This window comes from Vibrio sp. 10N.261.51.A3, assembly GCF_041471965.1.
Classification (GTDB): domain Bacteria; phylum Pseudomonadota; class Gammaproteobacteria; order Enterobacterales; family Vibrionaceae; genus Vibrio; species Vibrio crassostreae_C.
In genome coordinates this window covers 1-25337 of sequence record NZ_JBFRPK010000074.1, presented here as the reverse complement: position 1 = coordinate 25337, position 25337 = coordinate 1, and the positions used below count along the sequence as shown (strand labels likewise).

22 protein-coding genes are annotated in these 25337 nt (G+C 45.0%); 9 read left to right on the top strand and 13 right to left on the bottom strand.

Going from position 1 to position 25337, the window contains the following annotated elements; genetic code table 11:
• Positions 1-271: 271 nt before the first annotated feature.
• The gene (glyA, locus tag AB4371_RS17660; RefSeq protein ID WP_017066387.1) at positions 272-1522 is read right to left on the bottom strand and encodes a serine hydroxymethyltransferase; all 1251 of its coding nucleotides are present in this window, start codon (positions 1520-1522) and stop codon (positions 272-274) included.
• Positions 1523-1869: 347 nt separating this feature from the next.
• On the opposite strand from glyA, the gene AB4371_RS17655 reads away from it, so the two are divergent.
• Positions 1870-2472, top strand: a complete 603-nt coding sequence (locus tag AB4371_RS17655; protein WP_017060757.1) for a YitT family protein — start codon at positions 1870-1872, stop codon at positions 2470-2472.
• Positions 2473-2652: 180 nt separating this feature from the next.
• Here the strand turns inward: AB4371_RS17655 and treC are convergent, their stop codons facing one another.
• From treC to gmhB, 5 genes are all read right to left on the bottom strand, one after another.
• Positions 2653-4338 carry an alpha,alpha-phosphotrehalase gene (gene treC / locus AB4371_RS17650; protein ID WP_137001648.1) on the bottom strand — a complete coding sequence of 562 codons (1686 nt, stop codon included), beginning with the start codon at positions 4336-4338 and terminating at the stop codon, positions 2653-2655.
• Between the two features lie 141 nt (positions 4339-4479).
• Positions 4480-5904 carry a PTS trehalose transporter subunit IIBC gene (gene treB / locus AB4371_RS17645; RefSeq protein ID WP_017063347.1) on the bottom strand — a complete coding sequence of 475 codons (1425 nt, stop codon included), beginning with the start codon at positions 5902-5904 and terminating at the stop codon, positions 4480-4482.
• A gap of 205 nt (positions 5905-6109) precedes the next feature.
• Entirely contained in the window at positions 6110-7054 is a 945-nt protein-coding gene (gene treR / locus AB4371_RS17640; RefSeq protein ID WP_017060760.1) for a trehalose operon repressor TreR, read from the bottom strand.
• 91 nt (positions 7055-7145) lie between these two features.
• The gene (locus AB4371_RS17635; RefSeq protein WP_017060761.1) at positions 7146-7487 is read right to left on the bottom strand and encodes an MliC family protein; all 342 of its coding nucleotides are present in this window, start codon (positions 7485-7487) and stop codon (positions 7146-7148) included.
• A 112-nt stretch (positions 7488-7599) separates the two neighbouring features.
• Positions 7600-8184 carry a D-glycero-beta-D-manno-heptose 1,7-bisphosphate 7-phosphatase gene (gene gmhB / locus AB4371_RS17630; RefSeq protein WP_017060762.1) on the bottom strand — a complete coding sequence of 195 codons (585 nt, stop codon included), beginning with the start codon at positions 8182-8184 and terminating at the stop codon, positions 7600-7602.
• 207 nt (positions 8185-8391) lie between these two features.
• Here gmhB and metN point away from each other — a divergent pair, with 207 nt between their 5' ends.
• From metN to AB4371_RS17615, 3 genes are all read left to right on the top strand, one after another.
• Positions 8392-9426, top strand: a complete 1035-nt coding sequence (metN, locus tag AB4371_RS17625) for a methionine ABC transporter ATP-binding protein MetN (RefSeq protein WP_372150410.1) — start codon at positions 8392-8394, stop codon at positions 9424-9426.
• Positions 9416-10099, top strand: a complete 684-nt coding sequence (locus AB4371_RS17620; RefSeq protein WP_017060764.1) for a methionine ABC transporter permease — start codon at positions 9416-9418, stop codon at positions 10097-10099. The genes metN and AB4371_RS17620 overlap by 11 nt, the downstream gene beginning before the upstream one ends.
• Before the next feature lie 66 nt (positions 10100-10165).
• Positions 10166-10975 carry a MetQ/NlpA family lipoprotein gene (locus AB4371_RS17615; RefSeq protein ID WP_019824947.1) on the top strand — a complete coding sequence of 270 codons (810 nt, stop codon included), beginning with the start codon at positions 10166-10168 and terminating at the stop codon, positions 10973-10975.
• Positions 10976-11095: 120 nt separating this feature from the next.
• Here the strand turns inward: AB4371_RS17615 and AB4371_RS17610 are convergent, their stop codons facing one another.
• Positions 11096-11872, bottom strand: a complete 777-nt coding sequence (locus tag AB4371_RS17610) for a Zn-ribbon-containing protein (RefSeq protein WP_017060766.1) — start codon at positions 11870-11872, stop codon at positions 11096-11098.
• A 4-nt stretch (positions 11873-11876) separates the two neighbouring features.
• Positions 11877-12422 carry a SecY-interacting protein gene (gene syd / locus AB4371_RS17605; protein WP_050633962.1) on the bottom strand — a complete coding sequence of 182 codons (546 nt, stop codon included), beginning with the start codon at positions 12420-12422 and terminating at the stop codon, positions 11877-11879.
• 131 nt (positions 12423-12553) lie between these two features.
• Here syd and queF point away from each other — a divergent pair, with 131 nt between their 5' ends.
• From queF to xni, 5 genes are all read left to right on the top strand, one after another.
• On the top strand, positions 12554-13399 hold the full coding sequence (queF, locus tag AB4371_RS17600) for an NADPH-dependent 7-cyano-7-deazaguanine reductase QueF (RefSeq protein WP_017060768.1): 846 nt from the start codon (positions 12554-12556) through the stop codon (positions 13397-13399).
• Between the two features lie 58 nt (positions 13400-13457).
• Positions 13458-15716: a tetratricopeptide repeat protein gene (locus AB4371_RS17595; protein ID WP_372150409.1), complete on the top strand. Its 2259-nt coding sequence runs from the start codon at positions 13458-13460 to the stop codon at positions 15714-15716.
• 118 nt (positions 15717-15834) lie between these two features.
• A complete protein-coding gene (locus tag AB4371_RS17590) occupies positions 15835-17400 on the top strand; it encodes a GGDEF domain-containing protein (protein WP_081229491.1) in 1566 nt (521 codons plus the stop codon).
• A 243-nt stretch (positions 17401-17643) separates the two neighbouring features.
• Entirely contained in the window at positions 17644-19008 is a 1365-nt protein-coding gene (gene ppnN, locus AB4371_RS17585; RefSeq protein ID WP_017060771.1) for a nucleotide 5'-monophosphate nucleosidase PpnN, read from the top strand.
• 93 nt (positions 19009-19101) lie between these two features.
• Entirely contained in the window at positions 19102-19875 is a 774-nt protein-coding gene (xni, locus tag AB4371_RS17580; protein WP_017069498.1) for a flap endonuclease Xni, read from the top strand.
• Between the two features lie 80 nt (positions 19876-19955).
• Here xni and rlmM read toward each other — a convergent pair whose 3' ends face one another.
• From rlmM to thiI, 5 genes are all read right to left on the bottom strand, one after another.
• On the bottom strand, positions 19956-21047 hold the full coding sequence (gene rlmM, locus AB4371_RS17575; RefSeq protein ID WP_017070491.1) for a 23S rRNA (cytidine(2498)-2'-O)-methyltransferase RlmM: 1092 nt from the start codon (positions 21045-21047) through the stop codon (positions 19956-19958).
• Entirely contained in the window at positions 21044-21442 is a 399-nt protein-coding gene (locus AB4371_RS17570; RefSeq protein WP_017060774.1) for a DUF423 domain-containing protein, read from the bottom strand. Before AB4371_RS17570 ends, rlmM begins: the two co-directional genes overlap by 4 nt.
• On the bottom strand, positions 21432-22055 hold the full coding sequence (locus AB4371_RS17565; RefSeq protein WP_372150408.1) for an alpha/beta fold hydrolase: 624 nt from the start codon (positions 22053-22055) through the stop codon (positions 21432-21434). Before AB4371_RS17565 ends, AB4371_RS17570 begins: the two co-directional genes overlap by 11 nt.
• Positions 22048-22956, bottom strand: a complete 909-nt coding sequence (locus AB4371_RS17560) for a transcriptional regulator GcvA (protein ID WP_372150407.1) — start codon at positions 22954-22956, stop codon at positions 22048-22050. The genes AB4371_RS17565 and AB4371_RS17560 overlap by 8 nt, the downstream gene beginning before the upstream one ends.
• Positions 22957-23627: 671 nt before the next feature.
• Entirely contained in the window at positions 23628-25076 is a 1449-nt protein-coding gene (gene thiI, locus AB4371_RS17555) for a tRNA uracil 4-sulfurtransferase ThiI (protein ID WP_029235325.1), read from the bottom strand.
• Positions 25077-25337: the final 261 nt, after the last annotated feature.

Sequence of the window (25337 nt, the reverse complement as noted above, 5' to 3'; positions counted from 1 at the left end):
CTTGTGATCAAGAGACAGGCTATTAAGGAGCCTCTAGTATCAATATTTTTCAAAGTAGTTGTTTGAAATTCTAGGAGAGCACGCGGAGCTTACGAATGTAAGTGAGCATGCTCGACAACGTAATACCAAAAAAAACAAAAAAAGCTCCCAACAGGAGCCTTTCAAATCGTATTTTTCAATCAAATAGCTTTAGTTCAAGGAAAAGGCGCGGAGTTTACGAATGTAAATGAGCACCTTTGACACAGAAATTAAGCTATTTGAGCCAGAAAAATTAAGCGTAAACCGGTAGACGCTTACAGATCTCTAGTACTTTTGCTTTAGTCGCTTCGATAACAGACTCATCACCCATGTTATCTAGGATGTCACAGATCCAACCTGCTAGCTCTTTCGCGTCTGCTTCTGAGAAACCGCGACGAGTGATAGAAGGAGAACCGATACGGATACCTGAAGTAACGAATGGGCTACGTGGGTCGTTTGGTACTGAGTTCTTGTTTACAGTGATGTTTGCTGCACCTAGTGCTGCATCTGCTTCTTTACCTGTGATGTCTTTGTTGATTAGGTCAACTAGGAACAGGTGGTTCTCTGTAGAACCTGAAACGATGTTGTAACCACGAGCTAGGAATTCAGCAACCATTGCTTTTGCGTTAGCAACAACGCGTGCTTGGTATTCTTTGAACTCTGGCTCTAGAGCTTCTTTGAACGCTACTGCTTTACCAGCGATAACGTGCATTAGAGGACCACCTTGGCCGCCTGGGAATACTGCTGAGTTCAGCTTCTTGTAAAGATCTTCGCCTTCGTTAGAAAGGATTAGACCACCACGAGGACCCGCAAGCGTTTTGTGCGTCGTTGTAGTTACTACGTGAGCGTGTGGCACTGGGTTCGGGTAAACGCCTGCAGCGATTAGACCTGCTACGTGAGCCATATCTACGAACAGGTAAGCACCTACTTTGTCAGCGATTTCACGCATGCGCTTCCAATCACAGATTTGAGAGTAAGCAGAGAAACCACCGATGATCATCTTAGGCTTGTTCTCGATAGCCAGCTTTTCCATCTCTTCGTAATCGATTTGACCCGCTTCATCGATACCGTAAGGGATGATGTTGTAAAGCTTACCAGAGAAGTTTACTGGAGAACCGTGAGTTAGGTGACCACCGTGTGCTAGGCTCATACCTAGAACCGTATCGCCTGCATTTAGTAGTGCCATGTATACAGCGTTATTTGCTTGAGAACCTGAGTGAGGCTGTACGTTTGCGTACTCTGCACCAAATAGTTCACATGCACGTTCAATTGCTAGAGTTTCAACTTTGTCTACGTACTCACAACCACCGTAGTAACGCTTGCCTGGGTAGCCTTCAGCGTATTTGTTTGTTAGCTGAGAACCTTGAGCTTCCATTACACGTGGGCTTGTGTAGTTTTCTGAAGCGATAAGTTCGATATGCTCTTCCTGACGAAGAGTTTCTTCTTGGATAGCTGCGAATAGATCCGCATCGTAATCAGCAATGTTCATGTCACGCTTAAGCATCTGTATCTCCTGACTCAGATTGTACTGAAAGTTTCAAAAAAACCACACAACGACCGAAAGCAAACGTTTCCGTCACCGTTTTGATGTGACGCATTCTACATAATTTGATCTAGGTCATAAAGAGCTAATTGCAATTTTATCATGCAGTTTTTTCATAATCACAAATAAGATTCATCATGGTTATTTGGCTTATCCAACCAAAGATGGCGCTTACTGTCAATTTTACGCTTTACACCCTGTAAAACGCAGATTACATAGGTTTACCTTAATTTTGCCCCTCAAGCTACCGAAAGCTAAGGTTTTTCTCTACTATGCACGCCTTTATTGGTTAGGTAATTATAAAAACGATGGAAAAACACTCACGTAAAGAAGATTGGGTAGCGATTCTCACTGGCACGTTTTTAGTGGCGTTAGGCGTCTTCTTTTTACAGTCAGCGAACCTGCTTACCGGGGGCACTACTGGCTTGGCTCTGCTTTTGAGTCAATTCTTGCCTGTAACCTTTGGTATTTTGTACTTTGTTGCCAATTGTCCATTCTATTTATTAGCATGGAAACGATTCGGCCGTAGCTTTGCTATTAGCAGTGCGATTTCTGGTGCTTTAGTGTCTGTGTTTGCCGATCATTTATACTTAGTTATCTCGCTAGAAGTTCATAACGAGATCTATTGTGCTGTTGCCGGCGGCTTACTAATGGGCTTAGGTATGCTAATCCTATTCCGTCACCGCTCAAGTCTGGGTGGCTTCAACGTACTGTGCTTGTTTATCCAAGACCGCTACGGTATCTCGGTAGGCAAAACACAAATGGGTATTGATGCGTGTATTCTGTTTGCATCGTTCTTCTTCGTGTCACCTTGGGTGATTGCCGTATCTGTATTAGGCACCGCAGTATTGAACATCGTATTGGCAATGAACCACAAACCAACTCGCTACTCGGTGAATTACGCGTCTTAAAGTTCATTACCTGCTCTGTCGTTGCTGGCACTCGATGCTCAAACTTCTAGCAAGTAGACTCGAGGCACGATATTCCAGCCATCACTAAAACAAAAAAGGCTTTGGGGAGCACTCCAAAGCCTTTTAACAGCCGAATCCTTTAAGGGGAAGAGAATCAAGCCGATTGAAATAAAAACAAGGCTAACCTTCGATCAAAAGAATACGAGTCTCGTAAGGTTGCAAAACTTGATGATGAGACGCCACTAAACTCTCGCTCACTTGATAATTAGACAACAAGCTCTTAGCCTTTGCCATCTCAAAACGTTCAGGTAAAACGCATTCAGCCTCTTCACCATAATAGTTGTTAATGCACAGCAGAGTTTGTCCTTCACTCTCACGAGAGTACGCAAATACCGACGGGTGCTCAGGCAATAGATCTTGATAGCTGCCATCCGTAATCACTGGTACTTGTTTGCGTAACTCAATCAAGCTCTTATAGAAGTAAAATACAGAATCTTTATCTTCCAGTGCTTGCTCAGCGTTAATCTCAGAGTAATTATTCGCTACATCAAGCCATGGCTGAGCTTGTGAGAATCCGGCGTAAGGCTCACTATTCCATTGCATTGGTGTACGAGAGTTATCACGAGATTTCTGCGCTAGAATCGCCATCATATCTTGATGAGCCACACCATCACGGTTAACCATGATGTCGTACATATTGGTACTCTCAACATCACGATACTGGCTGATGTCAGTATAGCCAGGGTTGGTCATACCAATCTCTTCACCTTGATAGATATAAGGCGTGCCTTGCATCATGTGCACAGAAGCAGCCAACATCTTGGCCGACTCAACACGATATTGCTGATCATCACCTAAGCGGCTCACGACTCGCGGTTGGTCGTGGTTACACCAAAACAATGCGCCCCAGCCCTTGCCGTTCAAACCCGTTTGCCAATGATTGAAGATCGACTTGAGCTGCAAGAAATCAAACGGCGCATTAGTCCACTTCTCACCATTGGTGTAATCCACCTTAAGGTGGTGGAAGTTAAACACCATCGATAACTCGCTGTTATCAATGTTTGAGTACTGTTGGCAATGCTCGAGTGTCGTTGAAGACATCTCGCCTACTGTCACGCTGCCGTATTTCTGGAATACCGCTTCGCTGATCTCTTTCAGGTATTCGTGCACTCGTGGGCCATCAGTGTAAAAACGACGACCATCACCGATATCATCATTGGGGAAGTCTTGCTGTTTCGAAATCAGGTTGATCACGTCCAAGCGGAAACCATCAACGCCCTTCTCAGCCCAGAAGCTAATGACGTCTTTCACTTCTTCGCGTACAACCGGGTTCTCCCAGTTAAGGTCGGCTTGCTCTTTCGCGAATAGGTGTAGGAAATACTGACCCGTCGCTTCATCCATTTCCCATGCATTACCACCGAACTTAGACTGCCAGTTGGTTGGTGCTTGGCCGTTTACAGGATCTTTCCATATGTAGTAGTCGCGGTATGGGCTGTTTTTATCACCCAATGCTGACTGAAACCACGCATGTTCTGTTGAGGTGTGGTTTACCACGATATCCATCACGATACGAATACCACGTTGGTGCGCTTCAGCCAGCAATAGGTCGAAATCTTCCATGGTGCCGAATTGCGGGTTAATCGCGTAGTAATCTGAAATATCGTAGCCGTTATCGATCATTGGGGATGCGTAAACTGGGGTTAACCAAATGGCATCCACACTCAAGTGTTTAAGATAATCCAGTTTTGAAATGATCCCGTTGATGTCGCCAGTACCTTTACTGCCACTGTCACAAAAGCTCTTTGGGTAGATTTGATAGATGGTTGCGGTTTTCCACCAACTTTCATCATGCTCAGTCATCGCCATCTCTAACACTCACTTACCAGAAAATATAAAATAAAAATCACCATGTGAATCATGGTCGAATAGCCGTTATAACTAAAAGAAAAAGCTATAACTAAGAGAAAAAGCGATGGCTCACTTTGGAGTCATCGCTTATTAAATGCATTACGCGTTGGCGGTTTCTAACTCACCCTTTGATTGGGCTCGCTTGTAGAAGAACAGGGTTAACGTGATAGGCAGTACTATCGCCACCAGCATCGCGACTAGGTAAATCGACCAATATTGAGGTTGAATCGATAGGATGCCCGGCAAGCCGCCAACACCGATACCATTCGCCATCACACCTGCGCTGCCACAGATTGCGGCTGCAACAGCACTACCAATCATTGCGCTGAGCATTGGGAATTTGTATTTAAGGTTAATACCGTACATCGCAGGCTCTGTTACACCTAAGTAGGCTGAGATTGCTGCAGGAACCGAGATGTCTCGTTCACCTTCACGCTTACTCAAGATAATGATGCCCACTACTGCCGATGCTTGTGCAATATTTGATAGTGCAATCAAAGGCCAGATTGGTGTGCCGCCTAAGTCTTGCATCAATTGCAGATCCACGGCGTTGGTTGTGTGGTGAATACCCGTGATAACCAAAGGTGCGTAAAGAAAGCCAAATACCACTGAACCAAGAATCGCAAAATCACCTGTCATTGCCGCTTTAGCCGCGAATGCCACACCATCGCCTAACATACGACCGAATGGGCCAATGAAAGCGTGCGCTAGAATCACAGACAAAATAATCGATACAAATGGCACAACCACTAGGTACAAGTAAGCTGGGACGATGCGCTTAAGATTGGTTTCAATGAACGCCAAAGCCACACCCGCTAACATTGCAGGGATCACCTGAGCCTGATAACCGACCTTCTCAATCACAAACAGTCCAAAATCCCATACCTCAGGTACCGATTTACCTATCATGTATGCGTTCATGAGTTGTGGTGAAACTAAGGTCACACCGAGCGTGATACCCAAAATAGGGGTTCCGCCAAGCTTCTTAACCGTAGCCCAACACACGCCAACCGGTAGGAAGAAGAAAATAGCTTCGCCGATCAACCATAAGAAAGAGTGAACGGTTGCCCAGAATTGACTGATTTCAACGAGGGTTTTGCCGTCGAACATGCGAATGTCGCCAATCACATTACGGAAACCAAGAATCAAACCACCTGTAATGATGGCAGGCAGCAGTGGTACGAAAATTTCGGCTAAATGGGAGATACCACGCTCAAGGAAGTTCATGTTTTGACGAGCAGCCAGCTTCGCCTCATCTTTTGATGATGCCTCTTTACCTGTCTGTTCAATCAGAAGTGCGTACACTTCATCAACTTCAGTGCCAATCACAACTTGGAATTGGCCTGCATTAGTAAAACAGCCTTTTACTAGCTTCAGTTTTTCGAGTTCAGCTTTGTTGGCCTGCTCTGTATCGTTCAATACAAAACGCAGTCGAGTCAGACAGTGGCTGACACTCGCAATGTTTTCTTTACCACCGACTAACTCGATAAGACGCGCAACGTCTTGCTTCGCTATCTTACTCATACTACCCCACCCTGGTTTCATTCAATTACTCATCTAAACCATGCAAGCTATAATCACTCAGACTTAGATTTATGGGAACATTCCCAATTACGGTTATTATAATGCCCGTATGAATGATAAATTAAAATGGGAACAATCCCATTAATTGAAAGAGATCACACTCTAATTTTAATCTAAGCCGTTCAATTTCGCTTAATTGAGTGGATTATAGAATAGGAGATTGCGTATGATGAGAGATCTCTGAATTGCCTAAAAGCTGAGAGATCAATAGATTAGCAGCCAACTTACCTGCAGATTGGTAACCAGGATCAATGCTAAATACTCGTGGGAATAAGAAAGAGAGAAGATCATTACCACCAACGCCAGTGACGACCACATCTTCACGTTGTAGTTCTTGCAGACGCTTGATTACACCAAGAGCCAGCGTATCACTGGCACAAACGATCGCTTGAGTCGCGGGAGTTAACACCTCATCCACCAGCTGATAAGCACTTTCGTGATGAAGTTGACCAGTACGATAGTTTGCCACTGAACCTGTGTTTTCACACCAATCGAGATAAGCCTTAAGACGCAGTTCACCGGTTGATTTATCACTAGGATCAACCCCGATAAAGCCAACGTCAGAGATCCCTTGATCCGATAAATGCACCAACGCACTATTGATCACCTGTTGGTTATCATAGTTAATCGACGTCACGTTCTCGGTATCCAGAGCAATCACCACCGCTTTGTGTTCCCAAGCTTCGATTGCCGGAATATCGCAGTCAGTAAAACCAAATACAATAATGCCATCAACGTTACGACGCTTTAGAACTTGCAGGTGCTCATTGGCTTTATCTCTATCAAGTTGGCTTTCCATGATCACGACATCGTAATCCGCTCGATACAACTCGGCCAGCATCGTACTTACCGCTTTGTTTTCAGAAGGAGAGTCCAGACGAGAAATGATTACGCCGATGACTTTTTGACTGCCACCGCGCATCGATTGCGCAGATTTTGAAGGCGTGTACCCAGATTCTTGAATTACTCTTTCCACCCTTTCACGGGTTTCAGGTTTCACTTTTGGATCATTGGTCAGAACGCGTGATACGGTTGACTTACCAACACCGGACAGCTTTGCAATATCAAGAATAGTGAGTTTTTTGCTCATAAAAAGTCTAACGTTAAAGGGAAGAGAAGAAAAAGTGAGGGTAGATTCCCTCACTTAACTGTTTGTAAATACTAGCAGTTCTTACTATGACTTACTTTTGGCAATTTCGATAGACTACGCGACCAAGTTCTAGACGCGCATTGTCACCTTTCGTGCGCAAAGTGATGCTGTTAATCATCTCTGAAGTGCCATCATCTAAGATGTATTTGGTTCCTGAGCCCGCTGGAACTTGAGTCAGGCGGTATTCATTATCAGGCAAGCGTAGTACCGCTTTTTCATTATCAAGGTAAGACACATCAAACGAGACGTCAGACTCACATTGATAAGTCGCGAATTGATCATTCGATGTTGCGCTATCAGTCTCAGGGGCTGCTGATTTAGAGCACCCAACCAATGCTACTGTACATAGAGATGCTACCAACATAGCTTTCATACTTCGTTCCTCATCTTTATATAGTCAACGACACTTAGCCTATTCACAGGTTCGAACAAACCTAATGTAAGTGCCTAATGATAGGTCCATACCTTAGTGATAAATAAAACGTTTAGCCTTTTAAGAAAGCGGGTACGTCTTTAATGCTATCAAGTACCACGCTAGCCAACGCTTCACCTTTTTCAGTGATGGGTTTACCCGTTCTTACCAAGACTTTAGTACCAACACCTGCTGCTTCTGCAGCCATCATGTCTTCCGCTTTATCGCCGATCATGACCGAGTTAGCCATATCAATCTTCAGAAAGTCACGAGCAGAAATGAACATGCCTGGCTTTGGCTTACGACATTCACAATCTTGCTTGTAGTCACCAATACCGTGCTCAGCGTGGTGAGGACAGTAATAAATGCCATCGAGCTCGACACCATTATCAACAAAGTTCCAATCCATCCACTGCGTTAAAGAAAGAAAACGGTCTTCACTAAACATGCCGCGAGCAATACCAGATTGGTTGGTCACTAGCACCAATAAATAACCCATATCTTTAAACGCTTTCGCCGCTTCAAACACACCATCGATGTATTCAAAGTCATGCTCATCATGTACGTAGCCGTGATCAACGTTAATCACTCCATCACGATCTAAAAAAACAGCAGGTTTAGACAAAATTTTGTTCTCTATCAACTCTCTATTAATCATTAATTATTACACGCTTTATTTGCTTCATCACTATCTATTTAGTTTTGCGTTCGTTAACGATTTGTTTCTAGCTTAGCCATACAATCGACGTTTAGCCGTCTAGACGTAAAAATATCTATTGACTTAGATCATAGAACACCATAGCATCGTCTGTAAATCGAGCGAGCTATCGACATATTATTCTGTTCTACCTGCACGGGTTTCTCTATGATTAAAGTGAATCAAGTCAATAAGGTTTTTTATCAAGGCACTAAAGAAATCAATGCCTTAATTGATATCAACCTCCACATTCCTCAAGGTCAAATCTTTGGAGTCATCGGCTCTTCAGGTGCAGGCAAAAGTACCCTAATCCGCTGTGTAAATATGTTGGAAGCCCCGACTTCGGGTGAAGTGATTGTTGATGGTATCGACCTAACAAAACTCAGCAAATCAGAGCTTAGCGAAGCGCGCCGTAACATCGGCATGATATTCCAGCACTTCAACCTGCTGTCTTCTCGTACTGTATTTAACAATGTAGCACTGCCTCTAGAACTTGCTGGTAAAGATAAAGCGATTATTGAAGCGAAAGTCAGCGAGTTACTTGAACTGGTTGGCCTTGCTGATAAGCGTGACACCTACCCTGCAAACCTAAGTGGTGGTCAAAAGCAGCGTGTGGCGATTGCTCGCGCACTGGCCTCTGACCCGAAAGTACTGCTATGTGATGAAGCCACCAGCGCATTGGATCCAGCAACAACTCAATCTATCCTTGAGCTGCTGCGTGAAATCAACCGCAAGCTGAACATCACTATCCTGCTTATTACACACGAGATGGATGTGGTTAAAAGCATTTGTCACGAGGTTGCGATCATTGGCGACGGTGAATTGGTAGAGAAAGGTACAGTCGGTGACATCTTTGCTCATCCGAAGACAGAGCTAGCGCATCAGTTTATTCGCTCAACGTTGGATCTGACGATCCCTGAAGATTACCAAGCACGTTTGCAAGAGACTCGCGTAAACAGCAGCTACCCGCTGGTGCGTCTTGAGTTTACTGGTGCAACGGTTGATGCTCCGCTAATGACGCAAATCGCACGTAAATTCAATATCGATGTCAGCATCTTAAGTTCTGACCTTGATTACGCCGGTGGCGTGAAGTTCGGCATGATGGTCGCTGAACTGTTCGGTAATGAAGCAGATGATAATGCTGCTATCCAATTCCTACGCGACAACAATGTAAAAGTAGAGGTGCTTGGTTATGTCCTTTAGTTTCAACGAGATTGCTGACTGGATCAGCCTTAACGGTAACCTTCTATTAGGTGCAACCGGCGAGACGCTTTACATGGTTGCAGTTGCGGGCATTGTTGGCTTTGCTGTCGGTATTCCATTAGGCGTGATTCTACACACGACTAAAAAAGGTGGCCTGTTAGAGAACACCAAAGTAAACAAGATTCTAGGTGCGATTGTGAACGTGGGTCGTTCAGTGCCTTTCTTAGTGTTGATGGTTGCGATTATCCCACTAACTAAGATGCTGATTGGTACCTTCATAGGCACAACAGCAGCGATTGTTCCATTGACGATTGGTGCTATCCCATTTGTGGCTCGACTTATCGAAAGTGCACTACTTGAAGTACCAACAGGTCTAGTAGAAGCGGCTCAATCAATGGGCGCAACACCAACACAAATCATCAATAAGGTTCTGCTTCCAGAAGCACTACCGACTATTATCAACTCAGTAACGATTACGCTAGTGACTCTGGTGAGCTACTCAGCAATGGCCGGTACTGTGGGCGGTGGTGGCCTAGGTGATGTCGCGATTCGTTACGGATTCCACCGCTACGATGTGACCATCATGGCTGTGACAGTAGTGATGTTGATTGTGCTGGTACAAATTATTCAATCAATCGGTGATTCATTAGTTCGCCGCGTTGACCACAGATAAAGACTCACGCATAAAGATTAGAGTCGTCTGAACCCAATTAAATAGATTTATTAAAAGGAGATTATTATGAAATTTAGCCTTAAAGGTTTACTAACTATCGCAGCAGCAGCTTCAGCGCTAGTTCTAGCAGGTTGTGGTGATAAAGAAGTGGATACTTCTAAAGTAAAAGTTGGCGTAATGGCAGGTGCAGAAGCTCAAGTTGCTGAAGTGGCAGCTAAAGTAGCGAAAGAGAAATACGGCCTAGATGTTGAGCTAGTAACGTTCACAGATTACGTAACACCAAACGCAGCTCTAGATGACGGTTCTATCGACATCAACGCATTCCAACACGCACCGTACCTAGATCAGCAAGTGGCTGACCGTGGCTACAAGCTAACTATCGCTGGTAACACGTTTGTTTACCCAATTGCAGGTTACTCTAAAGAAGTTAAATCGGTAGACGAAATCCAAGACGGTGCTCGTATTGCTGTACCAAACGACCCTACAAACCTAGGTCGCTCTCTACTTCTTCTTGAGCAACAAGGTCTTCTTGAACTTCGTGAAGGCGCTGGTCTTCTAGCTACAGTTCGCGACATCGTGGGTAACCCTAAGAACCTAACGATTGTTGAACTAGACGCAGCTCAACTGCCACGTTCTCTTGATGATGTTGCTCTATCTATCATCAACACAACTTACGCGAGCTCTATCAACCTGACTCCACAAAAAGATGGCGTATTCGTTGAAGACAAAGATTCTCCTTACGTAAACCTAATCGTTTCTCGTGAAGACAACCTAAACGCTGAGAACGTACAAAACTTCGTTAAAGCTTACCAAACTGAAGAAGTGTACAACGCAGCTTCTGACATCTTCCAAGGTGGCGTCGTTAAAGGTTGGTAATCAACTAAACGACAGCACTGTATAGATACCCGAAGGGGCTGACATAACGTCAGCCCCTTTTTTAATGATAAAGATTTGCTAGAAAGTAAAGCATCTCAGATTTAAGCGAAACAAAGTCGATTACTTCAGGTGATCCCAAGAGATGTTTGACACCAATCGGCAGTCATCACACTTGAAATAGAAAATATCGTGGATAGGCGCATCTAGCAGCCATTCACCACCACATTGCGGGCATTTGCGCTCTTTTTCATCTTTCAGGCTGATCCCACCGACACGGTATAAGTAGTAGTAGGTTGGAACCTTAGTCAGATACTCAATGCGCCCTCTTAGACCCCAACCGCGTTTAAACAGCACACTCTTCGTGTCACTGATCTCGGTTAGCGTTGCATGTTCCGCGCGACAACCACCACCCATTTGTACTTCATCACAGGCTTGCCATTCGGTCTGCCATTTCAACACGGCTTTATGGTCGCCATTGAAGGTAGGTGGATTGCGATACAAAGGGATTGGTAGCAAGCTATCGCCACTACGCAGCGGTGAACAGGTGTGCACGAAAGTCGTGTATAGCACCTGCCAGCTTGGTGTTTCATCTTCTGCCACTTCTTCTGAGTTCAGATCTCGACCTAGCAAACGCATTTTAGGCGCTAGTAGGCTCGCGTTAGACAAGCGATCAAAACACACTTTCACAAAGTCTGAGTGATTCCGCGGGTGCAAGCTATCTTGCTCCGGGCACACAACGCGAACATAGAATTCACCATCGCCCATCACGATTGGGAACTCACGACCTAACACTTGTCCGTTATAACGAAGTGCATCCATTAAGCCATTAACCGCCTTGTCGACAGCGCTTACCGTTGTGTTATCAAAACACTCAAATTGAAGTTCTAGTACGTACATCTATTTATACCGCTGGTTGTAGCTTTTCTAAAAATTCTGCCAATGTCTCGGCGAGCACATCACGATTTTTGGTACCTAAGCGCTCCAAAATCACGTTACCCGTTAGGTTACAGATAGAGATAACATCCAGCTCAGCATCGGTCGCGGCAATGAAAACCGTTGGTTTTAGCTTCAAGCGACGCTGAGTTACTAGGTGACCCAAAATGTTTTCTTGTAGGCATTCGAAGTCTTCATCACTCCAAATCTGTAACAGAGTCAATTCGTTACCATCGAAAGTTGCGTTCATATCTGCGCTGAATTGTGCGCCGTAGAAAGTTTTGATGTCTTCATGCAGAGTCAACTCAATACCGGTTTCAACGTTGGTGAAATCCGCGAATTGCTCACGTGGATAGTGCTTCCACAACACGGCATCGCCACTCTTTTCTTCTACGCATGGCGATACGATGTCCACCAACTCCTCATTACGAGGTAAGCTTTGGTGTTTCTGCTGCCACGCGTCAACGTATCGCTGACTAAAAGAAAGTAGTGCGTCTTGAGCACGTTGAGTCATGAAAATCTCCTAAACACAAAATAATAAATAGAATCCGAGCCCTTTCCGCGCCGATTAAGCGATGACTTAATGACAGGGTAAGGGGGATTCAGTAAAATCGACCCCATTCTAATCGAATTTGAAACGAAAGTATGAGCAAATATTCTGACGCAAAAGAGCTAGCGGGTTTAACCCTTGGCCAAAAAACTGAGTACTCTAACCAATACGATGCAAGTTTATTGCAACCAGTGCCTCGTAGCCTTAATCGCGATGATCTTGCGCTAAACGGCGAGCTGCCTTTTGTTGGTCATGATATTTGGACGATGTACGAGCTTTCGTGGCTAAACACCAATGGTCTACCACAAGTGGCTGTCGGTGAAGTTTTCATCCCAGCAACCAGCCCAAATTTAATTGAATCAAAATCTTTCAAGCTGTACCTGAACAGCTACAACCAGACTCAATTTGAAAACTGGGATCAAGTAACCGAGCGCCTGACCCAAGATTTGTCGGCATGTGCAGGCGAAACGGTGATTGTGAATGTAAACTCAGTAACCGACTACACTAACCAACCTATCGTGACGATGGAAGGTGACTGTATCGACAACCAAGACATACAAATCACTAGCTACGACTTTGAAGCGTCGCTGCTTGAAGGCGCTGCTGGCGAACAAGACGTTGAAGAAACACTGCACAGCCACCTATTGAAGTCGAACTGTTTGATCACCAATCAACCGGATTGGGGCAGCGTTGAGATCGCATATTCTGGTAAGCAAATTGACCGTGAAGCTCTGCTACGCTATTTAGTTTCTTTCCGTGAGCACAATGAATTCCACGAACAATGTGTTGAGCGTATCTTCACTGACATCATGAAATACTGTGCACCTTCGAAGCTAACTGTGTTCGCACGTTACACACGTCGTGGTGGTCTGGATATCAACCCATACCGTTCAACAGAGCAAGATAGACCAAGCCACAATAAGCGTATGGCTCGCCAATAATCAGGCGAGAACCACCCACACTTATTTGAACCTACCAAATCTTTAAAGGGACATTGAAATGCGTTGGTTATACGTTGTTAGTCTATTTATTTTAAGCTTAAGCACATCGGTCAATGCGTCGGTTTATTCGTCGGCGCTACTCAATGAAGCCAATAATTTGGTTGAGATCGAGCCGAGCCAAGCAAAACAAATGGCCAACAGCTACCTAACGCTGCGTGTCCTTTCTGATCAACGCGAGAAAAGCCCTTCAGCTATTTCTCGCGAAGAGACAGACTCCTCGATTCGAACACCAAACAGCAGTATCGATGCGTATAAGATCTTAGCCAAAGCGGAATACAACCTTGGCAATATGCGTATTGCGATTCAGCACATCGACAAAGCCTCCGAGCTAGCGCAAACCTATAAGCTTGATTACCTAAAAATAGATCTTCAGATCCTAAAAGTTCGCTTACTTTGGCTGAGTGATAGAAAATCAGCCAAAGCAAAATCAGAGCTCACTAACATTGAAACAAATCTAGAGTCGGTGAATAAAACCTTACGCTTAACGGAAGGCATTACCTATCACTTGATCATGTTGAAAGCCGACATCGCCTCTTACGACAACAAGATCGATGAAGCCGAAAAGTTCTATCAAGAAGCCAAAACCTATCTCGATCAACGTTACTCTGAAAAAGTCACCATCGACTACCATATCTCCGTCGGCGAGTTTTATCTGACTCACAAAGAGTACAACCACGCGTTATCCGAGTTGTTGTATGGCTACTGGAAATCAGTAGAGGGCAATCTAAGTTCACGTTTGGCCAAGGTCAACCGCCTACTTGCGCAGCTTTTCTTTGAGCGCCAAGTGTTGGATAAAGCGTTAGAACACCTATCTCAAGCCGCTGATTTCTATGATAACTTTGAAAACTCGCCTGTCTTAGCACAAGTGCTTAAGAAAATGGGGGATGTGTACTTCTATCAAGGGAAATATAACCTTGCCTTGGTACACTTCTTCAACGTTCTTGATCACGAAAGCACTGACCGAGATATCCACCAAGTCATTGATATCCGACTAAGTCTATCGGCGACCTACTTACGCCTTTATAACTACCCTCTAGCAGAACAGTACCTAACCCGTGCCCTTGAGCTGCTGGAATATACCGACATTCCAAAGCTGGAAGGCCGTGCTGCACTGTTATCTGCAGGGTTAGCGTATCACCTACAAGAAAGCGAAGACGTGATAAAGCATGCGACACGTGCACTTGAGATTTCACGCCAGATAGAGAACATGCGCCTTTCACAACGCTCGTACTACTTACTTTCTTTGGGTTATGAACAGGCAGGTCGTCCACAGCAAGCATTGGCAAACCTCAAGCAATACAACAGCCTTGTCTCTCTAGAGCAGCAAAAACTCAACCGTGTTGGCGAAGACGCGTTCCGTCAACAGAAAGAATTTGCCGAACAAACCCTGCACTACGCAGGCCAAGCGCAAGAGCTAGAGCAATACAAACTGGAGCATCGTAAGTTCCAAAAAATATCGTTCGCCCTATTCCTGTTCAGCATTGTCTTGTTCTTCTTTGTTCTGCGCCGTGGCTATCTCATTCAAACCTTAGCCAAAGAAGTGGACTCACTGCGCACCGACCTATTTACGCACTCACGTTCAAAGCTTCCGAACTTAAGAATGCTCAATGCGAAGCTCTCTAACTCGCTGGAACAAACCAGCCAGACCTTCGAACAGTGGCAACTTGGCGAATTGATTCATGAGCCACTCAACGACCGCTTACGCTTCGTGATGATTGATTTACCGTTCTTACGCAATATGTACACGCAGAACGGTTACAAAGCCGGTCTAGAACTGGAAGACGCTTTCGGTGAATTCCTAAAATCTAAGCTTGAAGGCCCAGCTCGTGTCTACCACTTCTCGGATGCGAACCTGCTTTATATCGAGCCAAACGCGGACCGTGATTTGTCGCCTGAGGACATGTTCAGAAAGATTCAATCTTGGGTGAATGACTTCGAAACAGAGCGAAACATCAACCGAACGGTCCGTATGGGCATCGCTGACTACCCATTCTTGCCACGCGCTTACACCGCAATTAACGATCAAGAGCTGCTCGACGTATTATTGATGTCGACCAATCTAGCTCGTGAGATCAGTCTCAAAGAGCGCAGTAGCCAATGGGTCTATCTAAAAGCTATCGATAATGCACCAGCAGCGAGCCTTGCAACTGGTAACATAAGAGAAGCGTGTAAACATGCGATTAATCAAGGGTTAATAAAAATACAATCCTCGTACCAGAATGAGGACAACATCAAAAAAATGCTAAAAGATGACTGATTTGCGAGCGGTTAAGAGCAGCAAGTCGTGACCTTATTTTTAGTTTTGTTATTATCGATGTAACGGAATTTCATCAAAATGATCGAGATCGGTCTACGCGGCGCTAATCAATACATCTATGGGCATTCTTGAAAAAGACATTCAGGCGCAACTCCACCAGCTGAAATCTCAGTTGGAGCAGGTCCGTTTGACGCAAAGAGACACCTCGTTCAAGTTTATTAGAGAACAGAAAGTTCTAAAGCGTATCGTCACGTCTTTAAGTGATGCATGTGTTGGTAGTAACAGCCATTTAGATGAAAACCTCATTGCCCTTAGGGAAGAGCTAGAAAAGCAAAAAGACATTAGCTCAATGATCCCAAAACTGGCAGTATTAGAAAGGATGCTTAAGCAGAAAACGTTGGCTATGGATAAACAGAACGGGTATCTGGACGATAGCATTAAGCACAGTGGGGAAACGCTGCAGCGCATAACTGGCCTTCCAGCACAGCTCAAACGCGACCTACGAAACTTACTTAGCTTCTCCGAATGCAATGGCAGTCAGAAAGTCGACCACGCCATGAAACTTCTCGGTATTTATGAGCGTGCCATAAAGATTATGGCGAATAACTCACGCACCCATTTTGCTGACGCTGCGCACTCTCCGGAACAAGAGCTCCTTTCCGACCTATCAAACGAACTACAACATCTGATCACTGAACTCGACTTCGAGGGCGAATCGGGTGATCTGCTTACCGATATTCGAGCGAAGCTGCTGCTTGGTGTTTCCACACAAAACCTACTTGAGCTAACACTTCAGATCCTCAAACTGGTTATTGAAGGCACCAACCTAGAACGTAAGAAGTCTGAACAATTCATCGATCAGCTTAATTCTTCTTTAGCGTCCAGCATCAAAACGGCAGACCAAAATGCCGACCAGAGCCAGAGCTACTTTGAGCACCGCCAAGGTCTAAACTCTGAGTTAAATGAACTAGTCACTAGAAGCCAAAGCTCGGTAGATAAAGCGAAGGATATTGATAGTTTAAAGCTGTCGATTAATCCGCTACTCAGTGAAATCGCCTCTCTTTCGGAAAGGCTAAACCACGCGGAGCAGAAAGAACAAGCTCTGATAGAGAGAATGAGTTACGGAAAGACTCAGTTAGATTCACTCTATGAAGTGACCCAAGATTACCGTAAGCGTTTGGAAGATCAGGCTCAGCGTATGCTGCTTGATCCTCTAACCAAGGTTTACAATCGGACTGCCTTTACTGATCGCTTAGAGCTTGAGTATCGCCGCTGGATCCGCGCGCAACATTCGCTACGCGTAGTACTGCTCGACATCGACAACTTCAAAGCAATTAACGATAGCTTTGGTTATACCGCGGGCGACAAAGCGCTCAAGATCATCGCAAGAACCATCACCAAAGAAGCCGGCACCACTGATACTGTGGCTCGCTTTTCAGGTGAAGAGTTTGTCTTACTGCTACCAGAGCAAACCGATGAATATTGCCATCAGGTGATTCAAAACATTCAAACTCAAGTAAGCCGCTTACCCTTTAAGTTCCGTGACCAACAAATCACGATTACTTTATGCGCGGCAAGTACTCAGTTTAAAGAGTCAGATACACCAGAAGAAGTGCTAGAACGACTCAATACAACGCTAAATAAAGCAAAACAACGCGGTAACAACCAACTTGTTTGGCACTAGGCCAGCCCTAGATTTAATTTATTTCATTTTTTCAAATACTTATCACATACCATTTCCCTCAATGTTTGCTAAGCTAATGATTAACATTCGCTTAACAAGCATTCTTGACAAGCAACGCTGTCGTATCCGTTTCGTCTGGTTAACTCTCTCCTACCTTTAACCAAACACTTTCAACGTTTGCTTCTCACTCTCGAGCCAGAGGGTCACTTCAACGTCCCCTGCTCTTTTCAACAAGGAGGCACTATGATCACTCATATCAGCCCTGCCGGTAGCATGGATTTACTCTCTCAACTTGAGGTTGAGCGTCTTAAGAAAACCGCGTCTAGTGATCTGTACCAACTGTATCGTAACTGTACGTTAGCGGTCCTGAACTCAGGTAGCCATACCGACAACTCCAAAGAGTTGCTCGACAAATATCTGTCGTTCGATGTCGAAGTCGTTCGCCGTGAGCGTGGTATTAAGCTCGAACTGAGCAACCCACCTGAGCATGCCTTTGTCGATGGTGAAATCATCAAGGGTATTCAGGAACACCTATTCTCGGTGCTGCGTGACATTGTTTACGTCAACATGCACTTAGCCGATAACCAAAGGCTCAACCTGACTAATGCCACTCACATTACCAACCTTGTGTTTGGTATCTTGAGAAATGCAGGTGCGTTGACGCCAGGCATCGAGCCTAACCTGATTGTATGTTGGGGTGGTCACTCTATTAATGCCAGCGAATACCAATACACTCGTGAAGTCGGTAATGAGCTCGGCCTCCGTGAACTGAATATCTGTACAGGTTGTGGACCGGGTGCAATGGAAGGCCCAATGAAAGGGGCTGCCATTGGTCACGCGAAGCAGCGTTACACCGATCATCGTTATCTTGGGCTTACCGAGCCTTCGATCATTGCGGCTGAGCCACCAAACCCAATCGTCAACGAACTGGTGATCATGCCAGATATTGAGAAGCGTCTTGAGGCGTTTGTTCGTATGGCACATGGCATCATCATTTTCCCAGGCGGCCCCGGCACGGCCGAAGAGCTGCTGTACATCTTAGGGATCATGATGCACCCGAATAACGCCGAACAGCCAATGCCGATTGTGTTAACGGGCTCGAAAGAGAGTGAGGCTTACTTCCGCTCAATCGATAAGTTCATTGGGGAAACTCTAGGGCCTGATGCTCAGAAACATTACGAGATCGTGATTGATGACCCAGCACGCGCTGCGAAAATCATGAAACAAGCGATGCCAGATGTGCGTTCTCACCGTAAAGAGACCGGTGATGCCTACAGCTACAACTGGTCACTGCATATTGAGCCTGAGTTCCAACTGCCATTCGACCCAACACACGAATCTATGGCGGCGCTTGATCTTCATATGGACCAAAAAACAGAAAGCCTAGCCGCTAATTTACGTAAAGCGTTCTCAGGCATTGTGGCTGGTAACGTCAAAGCAGAGGGTATTCTGGAGATCGAGAAGCACGGCCCATTCCTAATTGATGGCGACAAAGAGCTAATGACCAAGATGGACCAACTGCTGAATGACTTTGTTGAGCAACATCGAATGAAGTTACCGGGAGGGACCGACTACGTGCCTTGCTATAAAATCGCCTCACGTGATTAAGGCGTTTACGTTACCAACGTTTCAACTCACCAAGTGATACGTTACTATAAGGGGCTAGCAGCCCCTTTTTTATTGCCTATTTAGTGGAAACTTATGTCTATCCATCTTGTTATTATCGATGCCTTAAACCTCATCCGACGCGTGCACTCTGTTCAGCCGGATCCAACCGATATAGCAAGAACCATTACCACCACAATTCGCACTCTCAATAAGATTCTGAATGAATCAAAGCCCACCCACATCATCGCGGTATTTGATCACCATTTACAAGACCGTGGCTGGCGCGCAGATGTGCTTCCTGCTTATAAGCAGAATCGTAAACCCATGCCAGAACCATTGATGAAAGGCCTTGATGCTATTCAACAAGCTTGGTGGGAGTTAGGCATTGATTCACTGCTGTCTGATGGCGATGAAGCGGATGATCTCGTCGCAACACTGGCAAAGAAAGTGGCTGACCACGGAGAAACCGTCACCATCGTCTCGACGGATAAGGGCTACTGCCAACTGTTGTCACCAACGCTTCAGATCCGAGATTACTTCCAGCACCGCTGGTTAGATAAACCCTTTATCGAAGCTGAGTTTGGCGTTAAACCTGAACAACTGGCGGATTACTGGGGATTAACGGGCGTAAGCTCAAGCCAAGTACCGGGCATCCCAGGTATCGGGCCAAAAGCAGCCAAAGAGATATTGACCACTTACCCAGATATCGAAGCGGCCTATCAAGCAGAAGATCTGCCGAAAAAATATCGTAAGAAGTTCGACGAACACATCGAATCCGCTCGTGTATGTAAGCAAGTATCGGCACTCAAAACCGATATTGATTTAGGGTTCAACCTGCAAGATATTCGTTACGAAGCAAACGCTTAAGTCGCTGTGACTCGATAATATTGATACAAAAAATGCCCCTTAAAGGAGCATTTTTTATCACTGACACACTAACGTAAATATTAGTGCGGTGAGATGTTTGAAAGCGCCTGAATGTGGACCGTGATCTCTTCGCGATCGTGGTAAAGGTGCTTAGCCTGCATCTTGAACTTCACTTTGTTCTCAATCAGGAACACTTTTAGGTTCTCGATATCTTGCAGTACTTCATCGTAACGGCCTTTCATAGGCAGTTTAAGGTTGAACAGTGCTTCTTTTGCCCAGCCTTTGATGATCCACTCACCCATAAGGTGTGCAACACGAGCTGGCTTCTCTACCATGTCACAGATAATCCAAGTTACGTTCTTACGGTCTGGTTCAAACTTAAAACCATCCACCATGTGGTGCTTAATTTGACCCGTTTCCATTAGGCTGTCTGCCATCATGCCGTTATCAACACAGTGAACGAACATCGATCGCTTAACCAATTGGTAAGTCCAACCACCTGGACACGCACCTAAATCAACACCCCACATACCAGGAGCCAGACGCTCGTCCCACTCATCACGAGGGATGAATACGTGGAATGCTTCTTCTAGCTTCAATGTAGAACGGCTTGGCGCATCTGATGGGAATTTCAGACGAGGGATACCCATAAAGAACTGTGAGTTGTTCGTTGGGTAAGAGTAACCAACAAAGCAGTGACCCGGAGCGATGAAGCATAAATGAAGCACAGGCTTCTTAGCGTTATCTTTCGCTGTCATCAGGCCTTTACCACGCATAGCTTGACGCATCGGCACGGTAAATTTACGGCAGAACTTCAAAAGCTCTTTTGCTTCGTTAGTATCTGGAGTTTCGATACGAATATCACCACAACGAGGGAAACCTTCTTTTTCAGAAAGCGCCTCAAGAATTGGAGAAATACGGTCATCGGTTGGCAGGTCTTTGATTTCAACAGCCACTGCTAGCATTTGACGAGCAAAGATCAGTGATTGGAAATCGATCTCTTTGATCAACTTGTCTGCTTCACCTGCTTGGTAACATTCAAACAATACAAAGCCTGTATTGTTCTTTAGGCGAGGAAAACCAAACACTTCCAGTTGTGTTGCCTTGTCTTGAATTTCGCCAGCACATTCTTTTTCAAAACCAGAGCGACAATAAAGTAGTACGTGTTTCACTGAGTTACCTCTTTTATATTCAAAGCAGCGAAGGAGAAAACTCCCCAACCAATGATAAATAGTAGACCACCAAACGGAGTGATAGGGCCAAACCATTTTATTCCTGTCAGTGCCAAGCCATAAAGGCTGCCACTAAAACAAAGGATGCCGATGATAAAGCAAATTGCCGCAATGAAAAAATATTTTTGTGATTTAGCGCCAAGTTTCATCTGCAGCAGAGCGCCACACGCCAATATCGCTAGAGTATGGATAAATTGGTACTGAACACCCGTCTCAAACACGCCTAGCAGATACTCAGGCAAGATAGCTTTCAAACCGTGAGCCGCAAAGGCGCCAAGCATCACAGCAACCGCGCCAGAGATGCCAGCAAACGTGAGTAAATACTTACTTCTCATTGAGCACCTCTTTGATAAACGCTGATAACTTCTCAACGGTTAACGCAATATTCTGCTGCTCGGTGTAACCAGAACTCTTACGCGGCTTAAAGCTGTGATCACCGTCTGGGATAAATTCAACACGAATAGAATCCGACAGATTAAAATCAGCAAACTCTTCACGCTTACCAAAGGTATCGCGCTCACCCTGCAAAATAAAACATGGCTTTTGTAACTCAGCTAAGTGCTCACCTTTGTACTTCTCTGGCTTACCTGGAGGGTGGAAAGGAAAGCCTAAACAGGCCATCGCTGCCACCTTATCAACTTCAGACAAATGGCTCGCCATACGCCCTCCCATCGATTTACCGCCAATCACAAGCTTATCGGCATCGCACTGCTCAATGATGTCTTGGTAAGCTTCAAGTAGCTTAGGCGCTCTGTCAGGTGGACGACGCTTACCATCTTCAGCACGTTTAATCATGTAAGGGAAGTTGAAACGAATCACTCGTATCCCTTTAAAGGCTAACCCTTTGGCTACCGACTGCATGAACTCATGCTCCATGCCTGCGCCAGCACCATGGGCAAAGATAAAGGTGATGGGATTGTCTTCACCATCAATGATGACGTTATTCATCGAGTAAGTCCTCTTGTTCACTTTGCGCTTTCGCTAGCATCCAGTCGCGGAAGGTAGCAATACGACCCATGTCGGCTTGTTTCTCATGACAAACCACATAGAAGGCGTTCTTACTCACCAACACTTCATCAAAAGGCGCAATCAAACGACCCGCTTCGATTTCAGGCTGCGCCAACACGTTGTTACCCAGAGCAATGCCCTGGCCGTGAGCCGCTGCCTGCAGCACCATGGTTGAGTGACTGAAGATAGGGCCGTGATTAACGTTTACCCCATCGATGCTATTTTGCTTAGCGAACTGTTTCCAATCCTTTCGAGAAGTATCATGCAATAGCGTATGACATGCTAAATCACTGAGAGATTCTAATGGTTTTACTCCTAGCAGCACGGAAGGTGAGCAAAGAGGGATCAAGTATTCTTGGTAAAGCTTATCGGCTCTAAGCCCCGACCAATTACCTCGGCCATAATAGATAGCGACGTCTACATCATCGGTTAGCGAGCCTTCATCCATATCAACGGCTTTGATTCTTACATCAATATCAGGCTCTTGCTGATTAAAGTCAGCGAGCCTTGGTACCAACCATTGAATAGCAAAACTCGGCGGTAAACTGATGGTCAATGCGCCCTTCTCACTTCGCTCCAGCACTTTGTCTGTCGCTTCTGCTAGTGATGTGAAAATATCTTTGATATCTAAGAAGTAGCTTTGACCTTCTTCAGTTAGCAGCAAAGAGCGGTTTCTTCGGCGAAACAGCTTCAAAGATAAGAATTCTTCAAGCGCTTTGATCTGATGACTGACTGCCGCTTGAGTAACAAACAACTCTTCTGCAGCACGCGTAAAACTCAAGTGTCGAGCTGCAGCTTCAAACACTCTTAGCGAGTTTAATGGGGGTAATCGACGAGACATAGTTACTCTCTAAATAAGCATTAGTTTTTTTTATCTGAAACATTATAATTTGTCCATTGCCTAGCAGCCAGAGAAATTCTATATTTCATCCCGCAGCAGCTAGCCTGAACGGCTTGATTCTCTCTAGAATCAATTGGCTTAGCTCCTGCGATGTTGTGTTTGCAAACTCGTTCTTTTCGAGTTGGGTAGAGTTCTACCAAATGTTTTGTTGCAGTTTATACTGAAACGAGGCATGTACTTCCTGTATTTATTTTGACCTGTCTGTCAAATTTGTTTACACCGCCTTATGGGCGGTGTTTTTTTATGTGCAAAGAAATGTAACAACAAGTTTATCAATAGCTGTGCTAATTAATCTTTATTATTTTTCATCGCCAATCACAGAATCAGACACCCACTCAAATAATCAACTGAACACATACAAATAGCACCATTGAGTTGCACTAAAAAGTAACAGAATACTTCAAGATACTCACACTTCTTCGGTACTTATAAACCCGTTTAGAACACACTCTTTCTATCAATCAAAAATTTCAAAGCTGAGCATGACGATAGCACGCCCAAACTCACGCCTCTGTCTGACTACTGTAAATCATTCACAATAGAAAATAAAAAAGCCGCTTACTTTTCAGTAAACGGCTTTGCAAAATGATTAACGCTTGGTCAACACACCACTATGGGCGGTAAACCTTAACGTTATGGAAGCCCTGCTCTTGTAGGTAAAGTGCCTGTAGACGGCTCATTACACCACGGTCACAGTACAGCAAGTACTCTTTCGCTTGGTCTAGGTCGCCAAACTGAGTCGAAAGCTTGAAGAATGGGATGTGTTTAATTTCAACACCCTCGATCTCTAATGGGCTTTCGTCTTCTTCTTCTGGGCTACGGATATCAAGAACGATAGCGTGCTCAGCAACAGCTTGAACTTGTTCAACTTCAGGCGCTTGCTCTTGGCTCTCTTTCTCGATGTCACGGATATCCATAACACGAGCGTTCTCGATCACTTGATCCAGCACTTCAAAGTTAAACTTAGCTTCTTCTGCTTCCAGTTTGCCTTTCTTCGCTTTCACTGTTGGCTTCTTAGAAATAACACCACAGTACTCAGGCATTACCTTAGCGAAGTCTTCAGTACCGATGATACGAGAAAGGTCGATGATGTCTTCTTTATCCCAGTTGATAAGCGGACGAAGAATCAAAGTATCTGTCACGTTGTCGATGTGACGCAGGTTAGTTAGCGTTTGGCTTGATACCTGACCTAGTGCTTCACCAGTAACCAACGCTTCGATCTTGAACTTGTCTGCAACCATACCACCAGCACGCATGAACATACGCTTAAGAACAACGCCCATTTGGCCATCTTCAACGTTCTCAAGGATTTCAGCAACCACAGGTTCAAAGTCTACAGAAATGAACTTCACCTTTGCAGATGAGCCGTATTTATTCCATAGGTAGTGAGCCACTTGTTTAACACCAATCTCGTGCGCTGGGCCACCAAGGTTGAAGAAACAGTAGTGAACCTTAGAGCCGCGTTTGATGTGCAGGTAGCTTGAAACACCAGAATCAAAGCCGCCAGAGATCAAGCTCAGTAGATCTTCTTGAGTACCAAGAGGGAAGCCACCGAGGCCTTTGTGACGAGCTAGAACTTGGTTTAGCTTGTCGTTAGCCACTTCAACCTTAACGGTTACATCAGGGTTCTTAAGTCGAACTTTCGCTGACTCAACTGCTTGGTTTAGACCGCCGCCTACGTAGCGCTCAAGTTCAATAGAGGTAAAGTCATGCTTACCACGACGCTTAGCACGTACAGAGAAAGTCTTGCCTTCAATGTCAGCACGGCTGCGTTCTAGTACTTGCTCGTAAATATCGTGCAAGTCTTTGAATTCAGACTGTTGAACTTCAAGAGAGTGGTGAATACCTGGAGTGTGAGTCAGAGCCTCTAACACTTCTGCGTAGTACTGGTCACTCTCAGACGTCACTTCAATATGATCGCGACGGTTGAATACCGCAACACTTTCACAGCGACGTTGAATAACGTTACGAATGTTGCACTCTAGAATCCTTGTGAAGCGCTTACGCACCGATTCACTTTTTACAAAAATTTCCGGATGGGGCTTAACAATAAATTTCATAGTACTTTCACAACATTAATGTTCAAAATTTTGAAAACGCTCATCGCCAAGTAAATTAGAGAATTTACACAGCACTTGAAGCAAGAATAGATCATATCTAAATCTAAGGGCGCGAATTATACATGAGAAAGTGAAGCAAGGAAAAGAGTGCTTGCTGTAACACCATCATTAAACCGCTTGTTATTAACAGTAGCAGGTTTCGAAACGACATAAATGCCGCAGAGAGAACCATTGAAGACCAGCAATCGAGTAGGAGGAGGC

Coding starts and splice junctions, on each gene's coding strand:
- xni (WP_017069498.1), top strand. CDS start 19,102: ATGTCTATCCATCTTGTTATTATCGATGCCTTAAACCTCATCCGACGC.
- AB4371_RS17615 (WP_019824947.1), top strand. CDS start 10,166: ATGAAATTTAGCCTTAAAGGTTTACTAACTATCGCAGCAGCAGCTTCA.
- treC (WP_137001648.1), bottom strand. CDS start 4,338: ATGGCGATGACTGAGCATGATGAAAGTTGGTGGAAAACCGCAACCATC.
- AB4371_RS17610 (WP_017060766.1), bottom strand. CDS start 11,872: ATGTACGTACTAGAACTTCAATTTGAGTGTTTTGATAACACAACGGTA.
- AB4371_RS17620 (WP_017060764.1), top strand. CDS start 9,416: ATGTCCTTTAGTTTCAACGAGATTGCTGACTGGATCAGCCTTAACGGT.
- AB4371_RS17595 (WP_372150409.1), top strand. CDS start 13,458: ATGCGTTGGTTATACGTTGTTAGTCTATTTATTTTAAGCTTAAGCACA.
- metN (WP_372150410.1), top strand. CDS start 8,392: ATGATTAAAGTGAATCAAGTCAATAAGGTTTTTTATCAAGGCACTAAA.
- AB4371_RS17590 (WP_081229491.1), top strand. CDS start 15,835: ATGGGCATTCTTGAAAAAGACATTCAGGCGCAACTCCACCAGCTGAAA.
- syd (WP_050633962.1), bottom strand. CDS start 12,422: ATGACTCAACGTGCTCAAGACGCACTACTTTCTTTTAGTCAGCGATAC.
- AB4371_RS17560 (WP_372150407.1), bottom strand. CDS start 22,956: ATGTCTCGTCGATTACCCCCATTAAACTCGCTAAGAGTGTTTGAAGCT.
- queF (WP_017060768.1), top strand. CDS start 12,554: ATGAGCAAATATTCTGACGCAAAAGAGCTAGCGGGTTTAACCCTTGGC.
- AB4371_RS17565 (WP_372150408.1), bottom strand. CDS start 22,055: ATGAATAACGTCATCATTGATGGTGAAGACAATCCCATCACCTTTATC.
- gmhB (WP_017060762.1), bottom strand. CDS start 8,184: ATGATTAATAGAGAGTTGATAGAGAACAAAATTTTGTCTAAACCTGCT.
- treB (WP_017063347.1), bottom strand. CDS start 5,904: ATGAGTAAGATAGCGAAGCAAGACGTTGCGCGTCTTATCGAGTTAGTC.
- glyA (WP_017066387.1), bottom strand. CDS start 1,522: ATGCTTAAGCGTGACATGAACATTGCTGATTACGATGCGGATCTATTC.
- AB4371_RS17655 (WP_017060757.1), top strand. CDS start 1,870: ATGGAAAAACACTCACGTAAAGAAGATTGGGTAGCGATTCTCACTGGC.
- thiI (WP_029235325.1), bottom strand. CDS start 25,076: ATGAAATTTATTGTTAAGCCCCATCCGGAAATTTTTGTAAAAAGTGAA.
- ppnN (WP_017060771.1), top strand. CDS start 17,644: ATGATCACTCATATCAGCCCTGCCGGTAGCATGGATTTACTCTCTCAA.
- AB4371_RS17635 (WP_017060761.1), bottom strand. CDS start 7,487: ATGAAAGCTATGTTGGTAGCATCTCTATGTACAGTAGCATTGGTTGGG.
- treR (WP_017060760.1), bottom strand. CDS start 7,054: ATGAGCAAAAAACTCACTATTCTTGATATTGCAAAGCTGTCCGGTGTT.
- AB4371_RS17570 (WP_017060774.1), bottom strand. CDS start 21,442: ATGAGAAGTAAGTATTTACTCACGTTTGCTGGCATCTCTGGCGCGGTT.